This window comes from Gordonia rhizosphera NBRC 16068 (assembly GCF_000298195.1).
In the GTDB taxonomy this organism is placed as follows: Bacteria; Actinomycetota; Actinomycetes; order Mycobacteriales; family Mycobacteriaceae; genus Gordonia; species Gordonia rhizosphera.
This window is the reverse complement of the sequence record NZ_BAHC01000159.1, coordinates 23688-40437: the sequence shown is the minus strand read 5'-3', so window position 1 is coordinate 40437 and position 16750 is coordinate 23688. Positions and strand designations below refer to the sequence as shown.

Annotated in this window: 21 protein-coding genes; 9 read left to right on the top strand and 12 right to left on the bottom strand. The window is 65.8% G+C overall.

Features of this window, described 5'->3' with window-relative positions; translation table 11 throughout:
- The 4 genes from GORHZ_RS19895 to GORHZ_RS19880 form a co-directional block, all read left to right on the top strand.
- Positions 1–405: ABC transporter permease subunit (locus tag GORHZ_RS19895; protein WP_006336141.1), on the top strand; the 405-nt coding region annotated here is incomplete at its 5' end.
- Positions 402–1337, top strand: a complete 936-nt coding sequence (locus tag GORHZ_RS19890; RefSeq protein ID WP_006336140.1) for a branched-chain amino acid ABC transporter permease — start codon at positions 402–404, stop codon at positions 1335–1337. The genes GORHZ_RS19895 and GORHZ_RS19890, both read left to right, overlap by 4 nt.
- Positions 1334–2101 carry an ABC transporter ATP-binding protein gene (locus tag GORHZ_RS19885; protein WP_006336139.1) on the top strand — a complete coding sequence of 256 codons (768 nt, stop codon included), beginning with the start codon at positions 1334–1336 and terminating at the stop codon, positions 2099–2101. Before GORHZ_RS19890 ends, GORHZ_RS19885 begins: the two co-directional genes overlap by 4 nt.
- On the top strand, positions 2094–2813 hold the full coding sequence (locus GORHZ_RS19880; protein ID WP_006336138.1) for an ABC transporter ATP-binding protein: 720 nt from the start codon (positions 2094–2096) through the stop codon (positions 2811–2813). Before GORHZ_RS19885 ends, GORHZ_RS19880 begins: the two co-directional genes overlap by 8 nt.
- A gap of 152 nt (positions 2814–2965) precedes the next feature.
- On the opposite strand, the gene GORHZ_RS19875 is transcribed toward GORHZ_RS19880, so the two are convergent.
- Together GORHZ_RS19875 and GORHZ_RS19870 are read right to left on the bottom strand one after the other, a co-directional pair.
- Positions 2966–3784, bottom strand: a complete 819-nt coding sequence (locus GORHZ_RS19875; protein ID WP_006336137.1) for an HpcH/HpaI aldolase/citrate lyase family protein — start codon at positions 3782–3784, stop codon at positions 2966–2968.
- Positions 3781–5043 (bottom strand): CaiB/BaiF CoA transferase family protein, encoded by a 1263-nt coding sequence (locus GORHZ_RS19870; protein WP_006336136.1) that lies wholly within the window; start codon positions 5041–5043, stop codon positions 3781–3783. The genes GORHZ_RS19875 and GORHZ_RS19870 overlap by 4 nt, the downstream gene beginning before the upstream one ends.
- A gap of 401 nt (positions 5044–5444) precedes the next feature.
- Between GORHZ_RS19870 and GORHZ_RS19860 the strand changes: the two genes are divergently transcribed.
- Positions 5445–5921, top strand: a complete 477-nt coding sequence (locus tag GORHZ_RS19860) for a DUF4188 domain-containing protein (RefSeq protein ID WP_040532610.1) — start codon at positions 5445–5447, stop codon at positions 5919–5921.
- Between the two features lie 113 nt (positions 5922–6034).
- Here GORHZ_RS19860 and GORHZ_RS19855 read toward each other — a convergent pair whose 3' ends face one another.
- The 5 genes from GORHZ_RS19855 to GORHZ_RS19835 are packed head-to-tail and all read right to left on the bottom strand — an operon-like array spanning position 6035 to position 9781.
- A complete protein-coding gene (locus GORHZ_RS19855) occupies positions 6035–6874 on the bottom strand; it encodes a mycofactocin-coupled SDR family oxidoreductase (protein WP_006336134.1) in 840 nt (279 codons plus the stop codon).
- A gap of 42 nt (positions 6875–6916) precedes the next feature.
- A complete protein-coding gene (locus GORHZ_RS19850; RefSeq protein ID WP_006336133.1) occupies positions 6917–7342 on the bottom strand; it encodes a MaoC family dehydratase in 426 nt (141 codons plus the stop codon).
- Entirely contained in the window at positions 7339–7794 is a 456-nt protein-coding gene (locus GORHZ_RS19845) for a hypothetical protein (RefSeq protein ID WP_006336132.1), read from the bottom strand. The genes GORHZ_RS19850 and GORHZ_RS19845 overlap by 4 nt, the downstream gene beginning before the upstream one ends.
- On the bottom strand, positions 7791–9344 hold the full coding sequence (locus GORHZ_RS19840; protein WP_006336131.1) for an AMP-binding protein: 1554 nt from the start codon (positions 9342–9344) through the stop codon (positions 7791–7793). Before GORHZ_RS19840 ends, GORHZ_RS19845 begins: the two co-directional genes overlap by 4 nt.
- Positions 9345–9373: 29 nt before the next feature.
- The gene (locus GORHZ_RS19835) at positions 9374–9781 is read right to left on the bottom strand and encodes a nuclear transport factor 2 family protein (RefSeq protein ID WP_006336130.1); all 408 of its coding nucleotides are present in this window, start codon (positions 9779–9781) and stop codon (positions 9374–9376) included.
- Between the two features lie 95 nt (positions 9782–9876).
- On the opposite strand from GORHZ_RS19835, the gene GORHZ_RS19830 reads away from it, so the two are divergent.
- The 3 genes from GORHZ_RS19830 to GORHZ_RS19820 all read left to right on the top strand — a co-directional run bounded on the left by GORHZ_RS19830 (position 9877) and on the right by GORHZ_RS19820 (position 11140).
- Positions 9877–10326, top strand: a complete 450-nt coding sequence (locus GORHZ_RS19830; RefSeq protein ID WP_006336129.1) for an acyl-CoA thioesterase — start codon at positions 9877–9879, stop codon at positions 10324–10326.
- A gap of 161 nt (positions 10327–10487) precedes the next feature.
- Complete coding sequence (locus GORHZ_RS19825) at positions 10488–10754, top strand: type II toxin-antitoxin system Phd/YefM family antitoxin (RefSeq protein ID WP_006336128.1); 267 nt, start codon at positions 10488–10490, stop codon at positions 10752–10754.
- Positions 10751–11140 carry a type II toxin-antitoxin system VapC family toxin gene (locus GORHZ_RS19820; RefSeq protein ID WP_006336127.1) on the top strand — a complete coding sequence of 130 codons (390 nt, stop codon included), beginning with the start codon at positions 10751–10753 and terminating at the stop codon, positions 11138–11140. The genes GORHZ_RS19825 and GORHZ_RS19820 overlap by 4 nt, the downstream gene beginning before the upstream one ends.
- 16 nt (positions 11141–11156) lie before the next feature.
- Here GORHZ_RS19820 and GORHZ_RS19815 read toward each other — a convergent pair whose 3' ends face one another.
- The 3 genes from GORHZ_RS19815 to GORHZ_RS19805 are packed head-to-tail and all read right to left on the bottom strand — an operon-like array spanning position 11157 to position 13322.
- On the bottom strand, positions 11157–11651 hold the full coding sequence (locus GORHZ_RS19815) for a pyridoxamine 5'-phosphate oxidase family protein (RefSeq protein ID WP_006336126.1): 495 nt from the start codon (positions 11649–11651) through the stop codon (positions 11157–11159).
- Entirely contained in the window at positions 11648–12184 is a 537-nt protein-coding gene (locus GORHZ_RS19810) for a nuclear transport factor 2 family protein (protein ID WP_006336125.1), read from the bottom strand. Before GORHZ_RS19810 ends, GORHZ_RS19815 begins: the two co-directional genes overlap by 4 nt.
- Complete coding sequence (locus tag GORHZ_RS19805; RefSeq protein ID WP_006336124.1) at positions 12174–13322, bottom strand: acyl-CoA dehydrogenase family protein; 1149 nt, start codon at positions 13320–13322, stop codon at positions 12174–12176. The genes GORHZ_RS19810 and GORHZ_RS19805 overlap by 11 nt, the downstream gene beginning before the upstream one ends.
- Before the next feature lie 101 nt (positions 13323–13423).
- Here GORHZ_RS19805 and GORHZ_RS19800 point away from each other — a divergent pair, with 101 nt between their 5' ends.
- Positions 13424–14191: an SDR family NAD(P)-dependent oxidoreductase gene (locus GORHZ_RS19800; RefSeq protein WP_040532605.1), complete on the top strand. Its 768-nt coding sequence runs from the start codon at positions 13424–13426 to the stop codon at positions 14189–14191.
- Between the two features lie 50 nt (positions 14192–14241).
- Here the strand turns inward: GORHZ_RS19800 and GORHZ_RS19795 are convergent, their stop codons facing one another.
- Together GORHZ_RS19795 and GORHZ_RS19790 are read right to left on the bottom strand one after the other, a co-directional pair.
- Positions 14242–16230 carry an oxidoreductase gene (locus GORHZ_RS19795; RefSeq protein ID WP_006336122.1) on the bottom strand — a complete coding sequence of 663 codons (1989 nt, stop codon included), beginning with the start codon at positions 16228–16230 and terminating at the stop codon, positions 14242–14244.
- Entirely contained in the window at positions 16227–16730 is a 504-nt protein-coding gene (locus tag GORHZ_RS19790) for a nuclear transport factor 2 family protein (RefSeq protein ID WP_006336121.1), read from the bottom strand. The genes GORHZ_RS19795 and GORHZ_RS19790 overlap by 4 nt, the downstream gene beginning before the upstream one ends.
- Between the last annotated feature and the right edge of the window lie 20 nt (positions 16731–16750).

Here is a 16750-nt window from a genome sequence, read left to right as displayed (position 1 = left end):
CTCAAGAAGTCCCGACAGGGGCTGGCCCTACGGGCGATCGGCGTCGACGCGGAGGTCAGCGAGGGCATGGGCGTGAACCGCAACGGCCTCGCCCTGGGCACAATGGCGATGGCCGGCGCGCTCGCCGGCCTGGCCGGTGTACTGCTCACCCTGCAACTGGGAGCGATCGCCCCCGAATCGGGAGATCCCCTGCTCATCAAGGCGTTCGCGATCATCGTGCTCGGCGGTCTCGGATCGATGGGCGGCGCCGTGCTGGGTGCCTACATCCTCGCGGCGGCCGAAACCCTGCTCATCCACCTGCATTTCGGAACCTGGGTGGACGCGGTGTCGTTCGGTCTGATCTTCCTGGTACTGCTCCTGCGGCCCCAGGGACTCTTCGGCCGCAAGGAGGTACGACGGACATGACCACCTGGATCGATGCCAACACCGTTCTGCTGCAACAGACGATGACGACGCTGTTGCTGGCCCTCAGCATCCAGATCCCGATGCGCATGGGAGTGTTCTCCTTCGCCGGCATCGGCGCGTTCGGAATCGGCGGCTACAGCGCTGCGGCCGCGATGATCCACTTCGGCTGGGGTACCGCGCCGGCCATCGCGCTGGGTGTCCTCATCGCGGGCGTCGTCGTCTACCTACTCGGCCTGGTGGTCCAGCGCCTCAGCGGCCTGTACCTCGGCATGGCCACCATCGCGTTCACGCTGATCGTCGCGGTGGTCGCGGTCAACGGCGGCGAGCTCACCGGTGGGGCCTCCGGACTGTTCGGAGCACTCGGCGATCTGACGCTCGGCGGGATCTTCGTCGTCGCACTGGTCGTCGTGGCGCTGACCCAGCTGACCGAGTCGGGTGGCCTGGGGCGGCGGATCGATGCGGTGCGCGAGGACCCGGAGCTGGCCAACGCTATGGGGATCGACGTCGGCCACTACCGGCGGCTCAGCTTTCTGGTCTCGGGCATGATCGGCGGACTCGCCGGCGGTCTCACCACACTGCTGCGCAGCACCATCACGCCCGAGGAGGTGAACTTCCACCTCGTCGTGCTCGCCTTGACCGTGATCGTGGTGGGTGGTGCCCGCTCCTGGGTCGGTGTGCTCATCGGATCGGTCGTCTTCGTCTGGCTGCCGACGTGGGTGGCGTTCGTGGGCGAATGGGAGGAGTTCATCTACGGCCTGCTGGTGGTTCTGGCCGCCGTCCTGCTGCCCGACGGAATCCTCGGGATTCTGCGCTCCGGTTGGCATCGGGTCCGCACAATGAACATCCGCTCCGGCACCACACCAAGACCCGACGGCGCGGCACAGGACGAATCCGACAGAACCGCAGAACAATTGGAAGAGGCGGGAACATGACACCCGACGACACGACGAAACCCGAAGACGCTTCGGCGCCGCTGCTGGAACTCGACGACGTGGCCGTCCACTTCGGCGGAGTACGCGCCGTCGACGGGGTGTCGCTGCACCTGCGCGAAGGTCTCATCTACGGCATCCTCGGCGCCAACGGTTCCGGGAAGTCGACGCTCCTCGGCGCGGTGACGCGGCTGAATCCTTTGACGCGCGGACATCTGCGGTTCGACGGACGGCCGTATGAGAACGTTCCGGCCCACCGGGTGGCCCACCTCGGTGTGGCACGGACGTTCCAGACCGTGCGGTTGATCGACGACCGCTCGGTCCTCGACAACGTACTCCTCGGGCTCGATACCGCCGATCGCAGCAAGCGCAAGCACGCCCGCGGCCGGGCCGACGAGGTGATGGAGCGCGTCGGCATCACCCATCTGCAACGCATGCGGCCCAGCGAACTGTCCTACGGTATGCAACGGCGCACCGAAATCGCGCGCGCCATCGTCGGTACGCCGCGGCTGCTGCTGCTCGACGAACCGACGGCCGGCATGAACACCGAAGAGCGCGACGAGATCAGCGACCTGCTGCGGTCACTACAACAGGAGGGTTACACCCAACTCCTGGTCGAGCACGATGTGCAGATGATGGTCACGGTGTGCGACTACCTGTTCGCCATGAACTTCGGCAAGCTGATCGCGCAGGGCCTGCCCGACGATGTGGTCGCCGACCAGGGCGTGCGCGAATCGTATCTGGGAAGGCAGGCAGCAGATGCTTGAGGTGAACGATCTGCACGTGAGCTACGGAGCGGTCAACGCGGTCCAGGGCGTGTCGATGAAGGCCGACGCCGGCCGCGTAACCGTGGTCCTCGGCGCCAACGGCGCCGGCAAGACCACGAGCCTGCGCGCCATCGCCGGCTACCACCGGCCCAAGTCGGGATCGGTGACGATCGGCGGCCAGGATGTCGCGGGGCGCCGTGCCCATACGATGGTGCGCCACGGTCTGGTGCTCGTACCGGAAGGGCGGCGGGTCTTTTCGACCCTCACCGTCGAGGAGAATCTGCGGGTGGGCGGCTACCGCGCCCCACGCTCCCGGGTTGCGAAGACCCTGGCCGAGGTGTATGAGCAGTTCCCCATCCTGGCGGAGCGGCGCAACGGTGCGGCCGGGCTGCTCAGCGGCGGCGAGCAGCAGATGCTGGCGTTCGGCCGGGCCGTGATGTCACAGCCGAAGGTGATCCTGATGGACGAACCGTCGATGGGCCTGGCGCCGACAATGGTCGACACCGTCATGGGCAAGGTCCGCGACATCGCCGACACCGGTATCGCGGTACTCATCGTCGAGCAGAACGCCGATGCGGCGCTACGGATCGCCGACGAGGTTTCGGTCATCACCCGCGGCCGGACGGTTTGGACGGGCCCCGCTGCCGACGCCAGCCTCGCCGCGGTTCATGCGGTGCTCGGCGAAACCGCTCTTGAAGGCGCGACAGACTGACCCCCGCCGCTGACCCCTTTCCGCTGATCGAGTAGGGGTGACCCAACCGCTGATCGAGTAGCCCGCGAGAGCCTCAACCGCTGATCGAGTAGCGCGCGGGAGCCTCAACCGCTGATCGAGTAGCGCGCGAGGAACGAGCGGGCGTATCGAGATCACCCCGTTGCCGCTGATCGATCGTCGTGATGGGCCAGTATCCGTCGTGCGCGGGCTTCGACGGGTGCGTCGATGAACTCTCCGTCGGAGGTTGTGGTGGGCCGACCGTCGCTGATTTCGAGAGCGTGCATGATCGTTGTGGCCCAGGTGATGTCGTTGGCCGACGGCATGAATACCCGGTGGATCGTGTCGAGCTGTTTGGGGTGGATGGCCGACTTGGCGCCGAACCCGAGTTCGCGAGCGATGCGGGCCTCCTCGGCGAGCGCGGCGGGGTCGTTGACGTGCGCGAAGACGGAGTCGATCGGGGACGCGAGGCCGTGCGCACGCGACGCGATGACCAGTGCGCTGCGGGCGTAGTCGAGTGCGTGAGGTGATGTGCCGCAGCGAAGGTCGGCGCGCAGGTCGATTCCACCCAGCGCAAGTCGCTCCACACCCGGAAGCGAGGCGATCTCGGGTGCGGCGAGGACCCCTCGCGCGGTCTCGATGGCACACAAGAGTTTTGTGCCCTTGGGGAGCCTGCTCGCCACCCAGGCGACGTCGCGAGGTGAATCCACCTTGGGGATACGCACGCCGTAGGCGTGCCCCGCAACGGCGTTGAGGTCGGCGACTGCGTCGGCACTGCCGACCGCGTTGATACGAACCCATCCGCGGCGGCGGCCCAGGATTTCTCGTGCGTTGGTACGGGCGGTCTGCTTGTCGGCGGCGGGGACGGCGTCTTCGAGGTCGATGATGACCTCGTCCGCCCCGCGGGTGAAGGCCTTGTCGGCCATCTGGTGTCGGTGGCCGGGCACGAACAGGTAGCTGCGGGCGCTGCTCACAGCACACCGTCCTCGGCGAGCTCGGCGAGCCGGGCGGAGTCGACGCCGAGGAGATCACGGTAGAGCTGTTCGTTGTCCTGGCCGAGGCCACGGCCGGCGAACTCGATCGTTCCGGGGGTCTCGGAGAAGCGGCACATGACGTTTTGCATGCGAATCCGGCCGAGGTCGTCGTCGTCGACAGTGGTGATGACGTCGCGGTCGATCACGTGTGGGTCCGAGAGTAGTTGCCGTGCATCGTAGATGGGGGCCAGCGCGGCGCCTGCGGCGACGAACCGGGCTTCGACCTCGTCGAAGCCACGGTCCGCGATCCACGCCGAGACGACCGTATCGATCATGTCGGCGCGGCGGCTGCGTTCTCCAGCGTTGCCGAACCAGGGTTCGGCGGCGATGTCGGGTCGACCGACCAGACACATGACGCGTTCGGCCACCGACGTAGCGCTGGCCGAGATGGCGACCCAGCGGCCGTCCCGAGTTCGGTAGGTGTTGCGGGGAGCGTTGTTGGGGGAGCGATTGCCGTGGCGTTGGGCGATTTCACCGAGTTGATCCCACACGGTGGGGCCTGGCCCAAGGATGCCCAAGAGAGGTTCGAGCAGGGACATGTCGATGACCTGACCGTGGCCGCCGTTGCGGTCGCGGTCGTAGAGAGCGGAAATCACCGCGAAGGCCCCGGTGATGCCGGCGACGCCGTCCGCGAGGCCGAAGGGTGGCAGGGTGGGCGGGCCGTCGGGTTGGCCGGTCTGGTGCGCGAATCCACTCATGGCCTCGACGAGGGTGCCAAAGGCGCGGCGATCTGCGTATGGGCCGGTCTGTCCGAAACCGGTGACTCGCAACATGACCAGGCCGGGGTTGAGGTCGAGGAGGGTGTCGGCGCCGATGCCCCATTTCTCCAGGACACCGGGTCGGAAGTTCTCGACGAGGACATCAGCCTCGGCGACGATCTCGCGCAGGAAGTCCTGGCCCGTGGGGTGGCCGAGGTTGAGGGTCATCGTTCGCTTGTTGCGGGCGATGACTTTCCACCACAGACCGTGGCCGTTACGGTGCCAGCCGTGGGTGCGTGCCGGGTCACCGCGTGGATGTTCGACCTTGATGACATCGGCACCGAAGTCGCCGAGCAGCATAGCGGTGATGGGAGCGGCGTAGACCGTGCTGATGTCGAGGACCTTGATGCCTCGCAATGGTCCTTTGCGTTCGGTGGTCGGGGTCCAGCCCTGGTGATCGGTGGTTGAGTCGGTGGTGGGGTCTGTGCCGATCGGATTCATTTCGTGCGCTCCGTCATACCGAAGCCGAGTGCTACCACCATTGTCTGCTCATTTCTGGGTATCGGGCCGACCGTGCGGAGGGTCATGGCGTTCTATGTCGGCCGTTACATGAGCATCCTTCTGACTTGTCGCATCACAGTCACGCTTGCGCTCATTTGTCGTCTTTCGCGCATATTGCTCACCGGGGCGCGGCCGTCAGGCGTTCGTTGTCGTGGCCGCTGCCGTGGATCTCGCCAATGATCGGCGACCGAGAGACCCGCCAGACAATCTGGCACCCTGAATTTCTGGTGTATTCCGGGCCGTCAGGCGTGATCGACGTCAACGGGTCACGCCTACTCACGAGGGAGTGCGTGACCGTATTCCGGCCCCAGATTGCCCTGACTGCGCGTATGGTTTGCGCCATGGCGCGGGTGAATCCAGGCCGGTGGACCGCGGAGATCGAAGGCGACTTCGTCGTCTTCATCATCGGCGCGCGCCTCAACTCGCCCCTGAAGGCGATCCGCTCGTTCGCCGACCTCGGCGGCCGTCGTGGAATGCCCTATATGCTGAAGCATCTGATTCAGCACCCCGACAAGGGGTTGCTCGGCTACCAGAACTTCGGGCTCACCAATGTCCAGTATTGGCGCTCCTTTGAGCACCTCGAGGCCTTCGCGAAGGACCCCAACGATCCGCACTCCGCCGCTTGGCGGCAGTACTGGAAGCGGGTCGGCAACAGCACCCGCAGCGGCATCTGGCACGAGACGTTCCTGGTCCGTGCCGGAGAGTACGAAGCGATCTACGGCAACATGCCAGCGACAGGGCTGGGTCGCGCCGGTCGCCTGGTACCGATATCGGGATCTACGTCCGCGCGGAAACGGCTGCATCGCAAAGCTGGCTGACTCACTGAGCCTGCCCGCGATCTCCGCAATTGGTGGCCCGCGAGGAACGAGCCGGGGTATCCGCCGGATCGAGCTTGTCGAGAGCGATATCGCCGGCGGCTTCGGCGGTTGGGCTACTTCACGTAGGCGCCGGCATCGACGGGGAGTGTCACGCCGGTGACGTAGCGGGCCTCGTCGCTGGCCAGGAACAGCACCGCGTTGCTGATGTCGGAGGGGTCGACCCACGGGATCGGCAGGGTGTTGAGCGACATGAATCCCGCCATCGCCTTGTCCTGGGTGGGTTCCGGATCGTCCGGCGCGAACATCCCATAGGTGCCGGGGTTCTGGATCATCGTCGTGTCGACATTCGTCGGATGAATGGTGTTGACCCGAATGCTGTAGGGGCCGAGCTCATTCGCCATCGTCCGCATCAGGCCGACGATGCCGTGTTTCGCGGCCACGTAGTCGCCGACCTGCTGGATGCCCTTGAGTCCGCCGATGGACGAGGTGAACATGATCGACCCACCGCGGCCGGCGTCGATCATGGTGGGGATTGCGGCGACCGCGGTGTTGTACACACCGGTGAGATTGACCGCGATCATGTCGTCCCACTGCTCGCGGGTCAGCTCCCAGGACCGTCCGTACGAGGCGATTCCGGCATTGGCCACCACGATGTCGACGCCACCGAACTCCGCCGTCCCGGCGTCCAACGCCTTCTGGAGTGCGTCGCGGTCGCGGACGTCGGCGACCCGCGTGATGATCCGCCGGTCCAGTTTCTCGACCAGCGCCGCCGTCTCCTGCAGGTCCTCCTCGGACGCCAGATCGTAGAACGGTGTCACCGTGGAGATGTTCTCGCAGATGTCGACGGCGATGATGTCGGCGCCCTCCTCGGCCAGACGCAGCGCGTGGCTGCGTCCCTGACCGCGGGCGGCACCGGTGATGAAAGCGACCTTTCCTTCGACACGACCGGCCATGGTCGTACTCCTCTCATTTGAGCTCTGTGACGAAATCGTCTGTCACCGAATGCGAACGGTCGCCGAGCCTGCCAGGACGCGCGCACCGTCGATCACCTCGAGGAACAGGTCGCACTGCGCGACCCGTCCGTTGGCGGTTTCGTCGACCGCGGTGACAGTGCCTCCAGTGCGCAACCTGTCACCGGCGAAGACGTTGCCGAGGAACCGAAACCGATACTCGACGATGTTCTCGACCCCACCGGCCCAAGCGGCCACCGCAGACACCACATAGGCGACGTTCGTCGGCCCCTGGTTGACGGTTCTCGTGCCCAATCCGACTGCCACAACGGCCTTCTCGTCGAAGTGAATGGGATTCGGATCTCGCATCAACGCCGACAGCGTCTTCATCCGTGCCGGGTCGACCGACTCGATGACGGTTGCGGGCAGGGCGTCGCCCACCGCCACGGTGTGGGTATCCGAGGTTGTCATGCGCCACCTCGCCGTCGGGGGAAGATGATCGAGTTCGTCGTCGAGGCGTCGACATCGCCGGTCTCGCCGATGAGGTCGAGCCGGTAGGACACGATGTCGAAGACACCCACGCTACGCCCCTCTTTCCTTCGCGCGGAGATGATCTCGCCCGCCACCCGGTACGTCGTGCCGAACTGCAGGGGCGTGTGCACGGTGGTCGCGGTCTCCCCCGCCATCGGCCCATCCTGCTCGTCGGCATCGAACACCGCGAACAGATCTGCCCAGTCCCAGCCCATCGCACCGGTGGCGACGAGGAACACCAGCGCCGGGTGTCCCGGACCGTCGGCCGGGTCGGCACCGATCGCGTCCAGCGCTAGGTGCACCCACCACGGCTCGAGACGGACCTCACCGCCCGGAAAGGTGGTACCCACCCGGGCGGCGAGGTCTGTTTCGCTCAGCAGCGCGGTGCTCATGCCGGCTGCACCGCCAGATATGGTTCGCGCAGGTCGCGTTTCATGATCTTGCCGGTCGGCGCCTTCGGCAGCGCGTCGACGAAGTCGACCGACCGTGGCTTCTGGTACGACGCCAGGTTCTGCCGCGCGGTGTCGATGATCTCGGCCTCGCTTGCCGTCGTGCCGGGCTTCAGGACGACGACGGCCTTGACGACCTCGCCCCACTCGTCGTCGGGAATGCCGATCACCGCACACTCGAGCACCGACGGATGCATGGCGATCGCCTCCTCCACCTGGATGGAGTAGATGTTCTCGCCTCCGGAGATGATCATGTCCTTCGCGCGATCGACGATGAAGACGTAGCGATCGGAGTCCCAGGTGGCGATGTCGCCGGTGTGCATCCACCCGTCCCGCAGGGTCTGTGCGGTGAGGTCGGGCTTGTTCCAGTAGCCGAGCATGTTCGCCTCGGAGCGGACGATCACCTCGCCGGGGGTCTTCCCGTCGCGGGGGACCTCGTTGCCGTCCATGTCGACCACCCGGATCGTGGTGCCGAATCCCTCACGGCCACAGGATTTGAGCCGCTGCTCGTTGATGCCTCGGATCGCGTCGTGATGGTCTTCCTGCGAGAGGAACGACATCGTCGTGCCTTCGGTCTGCCCGTAGCCCTGGATGAGGGTGCACGGGAAGGAGTCGAGGGCGTTGCGGACCACCGCCGACGGCATCGGACCGCCACCGTACTGGATGTTGCGGAGACTCGAGAGATCGTAGGAGGAGAAGTTCTCGACCGCCATCATCCAGTTGAGCATGGTGGTGATGCCGAGGAACGCCGACACCCGTTCGGCCTCGATGATCTCCAGGGCCTGCTTGGCCTCGAAGTTGACCAACACGACGGGGCATCCGTGCTTCATGTAGTTCATCGAGAGCACCACCGGGATGTGGTACATCTGCCCGGTCAGCATGTAGACGTCGGTCGGGACGACCCGCTCGGCGACGGTCTGATTGAGCATGCCCGCCGCAGCGCTGGTGTGGGAGTGCAAGGCGCCCTTGGACTCTCCGGTGGTACCCCCGGTGTAAAGGATGAAGAACGGATCGTCGCCGCCGATGTCGGGGGTCCAGATCGGTTCGTCGTCGCTGGAACGTGCAAGCAGATCCTCGTAGGTACCGTCGCCGTTCGGCCCGAACTCCAGCCAGTTCTCGATGTCCACGGTTCGCTTGAGTTCGTCTGCAACCGAACGGAACTCATGTGCGGTGATGACGACCTTCGGTTCCGCGTCATCGAGGAGCTTGGCCAGCGACGGCGTCGCCAGTCGCCAGTTGAGTGGTTGCAGGATGAGGCCGGCGCGGCCGACGGCGAAGAAGAGTTCCTGGAACTCGATGCTGTTCTTGGCGAGGACCGCGACGCGGTCGCCCTTGCGCAGGCCAAAGGACCGCAGTCCGTTGGCCAGGCGCCGCACCCGGGAATCGAGGTCGGCGAACGAGATACGCCGGTCGTTGGGCACGTCGTAGACGGCCTGGGCGTTCGGTGTCAGAGCCGCCCATTTGGTGGGGATGAGTCCTTGGTTCAGTGTCATGGTGCCAGCCTGAGATGGGTTGAGTGGGATCAGTACGGGCGGTCGAGCTCGATGTGGCGCTTGGTGAGCTGCCAGCTGTCTCCGCCGCGGGCCCACTCGTCGATGTAGATGCCGGTCGTGACCGGGGAGAGCTCGCCACCGGCGACGTTCATGACCAGCAGGTAGGCGGTGGACTTCACGGTGCCGTCCTCGCGCGGCTCGACGTAGACGTTGGTGGTGATGTGGCGGCCCTGGCCGGTGTGGGAGTCGCTCGCTCCCCGGTAGAGGCCCATGATCTCTTCGGCGCCGTTGAGCGGGCCGACCTCGGCACCGTCGGCGATGTTCATGGTGAACACGGCGTCGGGCGCGAAGATCTTCTCGACCGCACCCAGGTCACCGCTGTCGTAGGCGATGGCGTACTGCGCGAGGACGTTCTCGATCTCGTGGCGAACAGACATGACCAACCTCCGGTGAGTTTTCGTGTGATGTGGATTACCATAGCAATCATGACCATGATTAGGATGGTTTTTCAAGACCTGGAAGGAAAGCAGAGATGACTTTGTCGGTCGAAGAGCAGGCCAGAGTGAATGCGCCTACGCAACAACGCTTTGCGCTGTCCTACGGCGACTGCGACGCGCTGGGGATCTCGTACTTCGCGATCAACTACCCGTGGATGGAACGCACCTACAGCGTCTGGCTGCATGGGCTGGGGCTGGACAGCGACACCATGCTCGACCGCATCGGCGCGTACACGGTCGGGCTGAAGTCGGAGTGCCAGTACTTCACCAGCTGCCGGGTGTTTGACGAACTGGTGTGCACGGTGGTCCTGGAGAAGCTCGGCAACACCTCGTACGTCCTGGGATTCGACTTCACCCGCGGCGACGAATTGGTCGCGCACGGCGCGATCACCTACGCGGTACGCGGGGCGGACGGGGCGAAGGCGCCGATTCCGCCGGCGCTGCTGGAGGCGCTGCAGACCCTGGGAGCACCCCGGGCCGCCTAGAGTCGGGCCGACCCTGGAAACCTCACGTCCAGGCTGGACCGTTGGCACTATGGCTTCCGCGGCTTGCACGCACGGGGTTTTCGGGTCGGCCTTCTCCCGGTTCGGGGAGGCGCCGCGTTCTCCGGAACGCTGCGTACCAAGGCTGTGCTACGCTGTGCGACATGGAGACGATCACCCACCGCGAGATGCGCAATCACAGCGCAGACGTCCTCCGACGCGTGGAAGCCGGAGAATCGATCATCGTCACCAACAACGGCAGGCCGGTTGCTGTGGTCAGTCCCATTGAGCGCTGCGTACTCGACGCACTTCTCGACCAAGGCCAGGTTCGTCGCGCGATTCGCGACCCGGCTGACCTCCGCTCCATCCAACGATCGCGCTCCTCGGTAACCACCGCCGAGATCCTCGACGACACGCGCGGCCGCTGGTGATCATCACCTACGTCGACACGTCAGCGGCCATGAAGCTCGTGGTTGACGAGCCCGAAACCGAGCCACTGCTGCAGTGGCTCACATCCGGGCCGCGCCGGCGCTTGGTCGCGTCCTGGCTGCTTCACACCGAACTGCATTGCGCGGCCGGACGCCATCCCGACCTCATCGCCGCCGACGCGATCACGAGGATTCTCGAGACCGTTGATCTCGTCGACCTCACGCGGGGAGACATGATCGCCGCCGGCACCCACACACCTCTCCGATCCCACGACGCCCTACACCTGGCGGTCGCGATCCGAATCGGCGTCGACGAACTGCTGACCTATGACACCGAACTCGCCAACACCGCCGGTCGCGCCGGACTGAGAGCCCTCTCCCCGCGCTGAGCGAAGTCAGGTCGGCTCAGCTTCCCCCACGCCCATCCCCCGGCAGCCGGGTTGAGTCGTGGCTGACCGGGATTCGCACGATCTCCACCTGCACGACAACACGATCGGGGCTGTCGAGCAGCCGGGCGAACGCCACCGGATCGTTGGGCCGCATCCGTTCGACGAACCGCGGGAAGAACCAGTCGCGGGTCTCCCGGTCCCGGTGCACTGTCGCACGGCCGCGCATCGTCACCATCTGGCGTCCGGGGAGCACGGTCCCGTTGTTGGAGACGACGACACTGACCCGCGGTTCGTCGTTGAGGGCTCGGATGTGCAGTCGGGATGCGGCCGCGGTGAACCACAACGAGTCACCGTCGACGAGGTAGGAGACCACGACTCCCGCCGGCCAGCCTTGCGGCGTCGCGAACACGAAGGTGCACTCGGTCTGCGCGGCGAACAGCGCCGCCCGAGACTCGTCGTCCAGAGTGATCGGACGCATGTTCTCCAGGTCGTCGACGCCGGTGCGGCTCATCGATATGTCTCCCATGTGGGTAGTGATTCCGGGAAGTCGGCCGGCGAAGGTGGTGCGTCCGGCCAACGAATGCGGTTGCGGTCCACCATCGATGCGGACATGGCCTCGGCCGGAACCACGTAGAGGAAGTCGAGCTTCCGGCGTGCGTAGCGCCAGCGTCCGTCGTCGAGGCGACACGTGTCGTGATAGCGGTAGGCCGCACGCATCAGGGTGTCGCCGTACAGCAGTTCGGCACTGCCGGTGGTCAGCGACACCACCTCGGTGTCGTCAGCATCGCGGATCACCAGCGTCTCCGGGACGTGGCGGGTGAACCGATAGCGGTCCATCATCGCGATGTAGAAGCTACGCAGCGTGTATCGTCCGGTATGCACCGAACCCGCCCGTTCGAAACTGCCGTCGTCGGTGAAGCAGTCGAGAACGCACTCGATGTCGTGGTCGTCGACCGCGATGGAGTACTCCGCGCCGAGCCGAGTGAGCTCGGACTGGATCACCATGCGCTGCAGCGCCTCCGCGGACAGCAGATCAGATGCCATTCTTGATCAGCTGCTTGGCCAGCGAATCGAAGATGACCTCGGTCGACCCCTCGTAAATCCGCATCGGGCGGGACTCCCGGTAGAGACGCTCGATCGCGGTGTCGCGGGTGATGCCGAAGCGTCCCATGATCTGCACGCACCGGTCGACGACGCGGCCGCACATCTCGGTGGCCGATACCTTCGCCATCGACGACAGGTGCAGGTTGGCGCGCGGGTCGCGCGCCGAGGCGGCCGCCGCCCGGTAGGTGAGCGAACGGGCGGCCTCGATGTCGGTCCAGCAGGAGGCGAGATGTTCGGGCACCGAACCCAGCCGCGACAGCGACGTCCCGAACTGCTGGCGATTATTGGCGTGCTCGAGCGCGAGACGCAATGCGGCCTCGGCCATCCCGACCGACGCACCCGCGACGGACACCCGGAAGGTGGCCAGTGTCGCCAGGACGAGGCCGAAACCCTTTCCGGCCTCGCCGATCCGGTGATCGGCAGGTACCCGGACGTTCTCCAGAACGACGTCGGACAGCACATGCGGCGCGATGATCTGATGCGGGCGGTGGGTGCTCACCCCGGGGGTGTCGGCGGGCACCAGGACCAGCGAGTAGCCGTCGCCCTCCTTGGCCAGGATGCTGTAGAAATCGGCGTCGCCGCCGTTGGTGATGAACGACTTGTGTCCGTTGAGCACCAGCTCGTCACCGTCGGCGACGACGGTGGTGGTCAGCGCCTTGAGGTCCGACCCGACGTGCGGCTCGGTGAGACCGAGGGCGGCCATCGCGTCGAGCGTCGCGACCTTCGGCAACCAACGGTCGCGCACCGCGTCCGACCCCGCCACGGCGAGGCCGTAGCTGCCGATGCCCTGCATCACGAACATCGAATCGAGATGAGCGCTCTCGGCGGCCAGCTGCTCGCGGACGATGGTCACCGCGAGCGAGTCGACCTTCTCGAAGCGGCCACCCCACTGTGCGGGTACCGCGAGTTCGGTGAGACCGGAGGCGGCCAGGCGCTTGCGGACATCGGGGTCGGTGGAGCTCGATTCGTCGGCGCGGGCTGCGATGTCGCGCATCGAGACGGCCAACTCACGGGCCTGGGCCTGTAGGTCCCGGTAGGTCTGGGGCAGTTCGAACAGTCCGGTTTCGCTTGTGGTCATTGTTGTCTCCGTCGTCGTCGGCGCTCGCCATGGCGCTCGTCACATTCCGTAATCTATGATTACCATACTAAGGAATTACGTCCATGGACAGAGGAGATTCGATGGCAGGCCAGTTTCGCCCCGATCAGGCGTTCGACCTCACCGACCGCGTAGCACTCATCACCGGCGGCAGCCGGGGCCTCGGCCGGGCGATGGCCTTCGGTCTGGCCCGCTCGGGCGCCGACGTCATCATCGCGAGCCGCGACGGCGCATCGTGCGAGGTCACCGCGAAGGAGATCGAGGAGGAGACCGGGCGGACCGCTTTTCCCGTCGCCGCGCACGTCGGCCGCTGGGATGATCTCGAGGGACTGGTCGACAAGAGCTACGAGCGTTTCGGCAAGGTCGACGTGCTGATCAACAACGCCGGCATGTCCCCCCTCTACGACGGTGTCGCCGGCGTCTCGGAGGCGTTGTTCGACAAGGTGATCGGAGTCAACCTCAAGGGCCCGTTCCGGCTCGCGGCCCTGGTCGGGACGCGGATGGCCGACGGCGACGGTGGGTCGATCATCAACATCTCCAGCGCCGCGTCGATGCGGCCGCGTCCCGACGTGCTGCCCTATGCGGCTGCCAAGGCCGGCCTGAACGCGCTGACGATGGGGCTCGCCAAGACCTTCGGGCCAAACGTGCGGGTCAACGCGATCATGGCCGGCACCTTCCTGACAGATGTCTCTACCGCGTGGGACATGGAGGCATTCGCCAAGCGCGCCGACACGTTCGCGGCCAAGCGCGGTGGTGATCCCAGCGAGATCGTCGGTGCCGCAGTCTATCTCGCCAGTCAGGCGTCGAGCTACACCACTGGGTCGATCCTCACCGTCGACGGCGGTATGTGACCCGACGACAAACTCGGCCGACACCGCGTGGGTGTCGGCCGAGTTTTGCGTCAGATCAGCTTCGCCAGCGCGTAGGCCTGTCTGCTCGCGAACACCAGCCGGCGGGGCGCGTAGGCGTCGCCGAGGATGTGGACTTCACGTCCGTTCGCGTTGGCCGGACCCGATTTGAGGCTCTCATACAGGCCGGCATCCCCGATACCGCCGCACGCCAGCACCACCGAGTCGAACCCGTCGAGCTCTCGCGTCCTGCCCGAGTAGACGTTTCGCGTCACCACACCGGTCTGCGTGATCTCCACGACGTCTTCGGAGAAGCGATACTCCACACCCTTCGCGTCTAGCCGGCCGAGGATGCCGCCGACGATGTAGCGGCCGAGTAGTTGGCCCGCGACCTGAGTGGCATACACGATCGTCACGTCGTGTCCACGGTCGGTGAGGAAGTCGGCGAGCGACAACGGCGGCATGTGATCGTCCTGCGCTACGACCAGCACCCGGTTGCCGACGGACACGTCGCCGTTGAGTACATCCCTGATGTCGGCGACATTGTCGCCGTATGCCCCAGGGATATCCGGGATGCGTCTGGTCGAGCCGGTCGCGACGGCCACCACGTCGAATCCCGATTCCTCGATCTCCTGCTTGGTCGCACAATGGCCCAGGTCCACCTTCACCCCGGCCCTGTCGACGCGGCGCCGCTGCCAATCCAGGTACTTCTCGAACATGTCGTAGGTCGGCGCATTGACGGCGGTGAGCAGCTGTCCGCCGAGCGTGTCGGACGCCTCCCACAACTGCACATCGTGGCCCTTCTCCCCGGCCAGGGCGGCGAGCTCCATTCCCGCGGGACCACCCCCGACGACGAGGACGCGCTTCGGATCGGTCACCACCGGCCAGGGACCATCGATCTCGTTGCTGGTGTGCGGGTTGACCGCACACCCGAACGGCAGCCCTTCCACGTAGCGGCGGCTGATGCACTCATTGCCGCCGACACAGGGCCGGATCTCGTCGACCCTGCCCGCCTGGACCTTCGCGACGATGTCGGGTTCGGCGATATGGGCCCGGGCCATGCCGACGACATCCGCATTTCCGGAGGCCAGCACACGTTCCGCGACATCCGGATGATTGATCCGTCCGGTGTGGACGACCGGCAGCGAGATGGCGCGCCGCAACTGCCCTGCCAGATCCTGCCACTGCGCGGGTTCGTAGAAGTGCGGCTGAATGTAGCTCGGATTTCCCCAAGGACTACCGACCACACCGTGGAAGTAGTCGACCAGCCCGGTGCTCTCGAGGTACTGCGCGATCTCGATCGCCCCGCCGATGTCGTAGCCGCCGGGCACCTCCTCGCGGAGATTGAGCCGGATGCCGATCACCATCGATGATCCGATCACCTCCCGGATCTCGCGCAACACCTCGACCGGAAAGCGGCACCGGTTCTCGATGGACCCGCCGTACTCGTCGTCGCGACGGTTGGTCAGCGGCGACAGGAAGTACTCGAGCAGGTCGTCGTGATTCATGTGCAACTCGACACCGTCGAGACGCGCTCGCTGAGCCTGCTCGGCGCAGAACTTGTACTGGCCGACGAAATAGGCGATCTCGTCATGATTGAGCTGATGGGGGACATTGTTGATGACCGGGGCACTGAGCACCGGTGAGGCGCCGTGTGGCATCCCACCCTGGTGCACCATCTGCCCGGTGACCACCGCACCCTCGGCATGCAGGGCATCCGAATATGCCTGCACGCGTTCGACGAAAAAGGGCAGACTGTAATGGCCCTCCACGGTGGCGCCGACCCCGGTGGGCTCGAATCCCGGGATCACCCCGGTGTTCGGCACCCAGGCACTGAGGCTGTCGAACCAGGCCGCGCCGCCCCGGGCGCGCGACACGTAGTAGGCGAGATTGCGTTCGGCGTCCGCGTCGGTGCCGAAGATGTTGCCGATCGCCGACGCATGCGGTGGCAGCATCACGCGGTTGCGCAGCTTCAGTGGCCCTATCTCGAACGGGGACAACAGATGTGCGTACGGCTGGGTGGATTCGGTGGTCAAGGTCATCTCTCTTTCGGCGTGATGGGCGGCATCTCCCCGGTCGCGACCACGGCGGGCTGATCAGCCATGCGGACCTCGAGCGGGAAGGTCTGTTGCACGTCGATGGCCTTTACCGCGATCCGATAGCGGCCGGTGTCGTCGCGGACCACCTGATCGTGGTACTCGGCGAGGACCATCATGCCGGTGTCGGCGGTGCGCGAGATCGCCTGGACGTAGGCGTCGACGTCGTAGCCGTGTGGCGTCACCGTGCAGGTCAGATTGGTGACGAGATGTTTGCTCCAGATCGTCGGGCCGTCGAAGACGGTCCGGTAGAACGCCAGCACGGCATCGGCGCCTTCGCGGGCCCCGTCGACGCGATGCAGCACCACGTCGTCGGTCAGGACCGCAGCGAGCAGTGATTCATCGGAGCTGTCCACCGCGTAGGCGTATTGGTGCAGAAGCGCACGGACGCCCTCCAGTTCCTCGGGGCTGACGAGCAGGCGTTGCTGGTCGTGAATATTCGACAACGGGCCCTCCGTTTCGGCGT

Coding starts and splice junctions, on each gene's coding strand:
- GORHZ_RS19840 (WP_006336131.1), bottom strand. CDS start 9,344: ATGACACTGAACCAAGGACTCATCCCCACCAAATGGGCGGCTCTGACA.
- GORHZ_RS19890 (WP_006336140.1), top strand. CDS start 402: ATGACCACCTGGATCGATGCCAACACCGTTCTGCTGCAACAGACGATG.
- GORHZ_RS19815 (WP_006336126.1), bottom strand. CDS start 11,651: ATGAGCCGCACCGGCGTCGACGACCTGGAGAACATGCGTCCGATCACT.
- GORHZ_RS19805 (WP_006336124.1), bottom strand. CDS start 13,322: ATGACCACAAGCGAAACCGGACTGTTCGAACTGCCCCAGACCTACCGG.
- GORHZ_RS19810 (WP_006336125.1), bottom strand. CDS start 12,184: ATGGCATCTGATCTGCTGTCCGCGGAGGCGCTGCAGCGCATGGTGATC.
- GORHZ_RS19870 (WP_006336136.1), bottom strand. CDS start 5,043: ATGAATCCGATCGGCACAGACCCCACCACCGACTCAACCACCGATCAC.
- GORHZ_RS19830 (WP_006336129.1), top strand. CDS start 9,877: ATGACTTTGTCGGTCGAAGAGCAGGCCAGAGTGAATGCGCCTACGCAA.
- GORHZ_RS19880 (WP_006336138.1), top strand. CDS start 2,094: ATGCTTGAGGTGAACGATCTGCACGTGAGCTACGGAGCGGTCAACGCG.
- GORHZ_RS19835 (WP_006336130.1), bottom strand. CDS start 9,781: ATGTCTGTTCGCCACGAGATCGAGAACGTCCTCGCGCAGTACGCCATC.
- GORHZ_RS19845 (WP_006336132.1), bottom strand. CDS start 7,794: ATGAGCACCGCGCTGCTGAGCGAAACAGACCTCGCCGCCCGGGTGGGT.
- GORHZ_RS19825 (WP_006336128.1), top strand. CDS start 10,488: ATGGAGACGATCACCCACCGCGAGATGCGCAATCACAGCGCAGACGTC.
- GORHZ_RS19860 (WP_040532610.1), top strand. CDS start 5,445: ATGGCGCGGGTGAATCCAGGCCGGTGGACCGCGGAGATCGAAGGCGAC.
- GORHZ_RS19850 (WP_006336133.1), bottom strand. CDS start 7,342: ATGACAACCTCGGATACCCACACCGTGGCGGTGGGCGACGCCCTGCCC.
- GORHZ_RS19885 (WP_006336139.1), top strand. CDS start 1,334: ATGACACCCGACGACACGACGAAACCCGAAGACGCTTCGGCGCCGCTG.
- GORHZ_RS19855 (WP_006336134.1), bottom strand. CDS start 6,874: ATGGCCGGTCGTGTCGAAGGAAAGGTCGCTTTCATCACCGGTGCCGCC.
- GORHZ_RS19795 (WP_006336122.1), bottom strand. CDS start 16,230: ATGACCTTGACCACCGAATCCACCCAGCCGTACGCACATCTGTTGTCC.
- GORHZ_RS19800 (WP_040532605.1), top strand. CDS start 13,424: ATGGCAGGCCAGTTTCGCCCCGATCAGGCGTTCGACCTCACCGACCGC.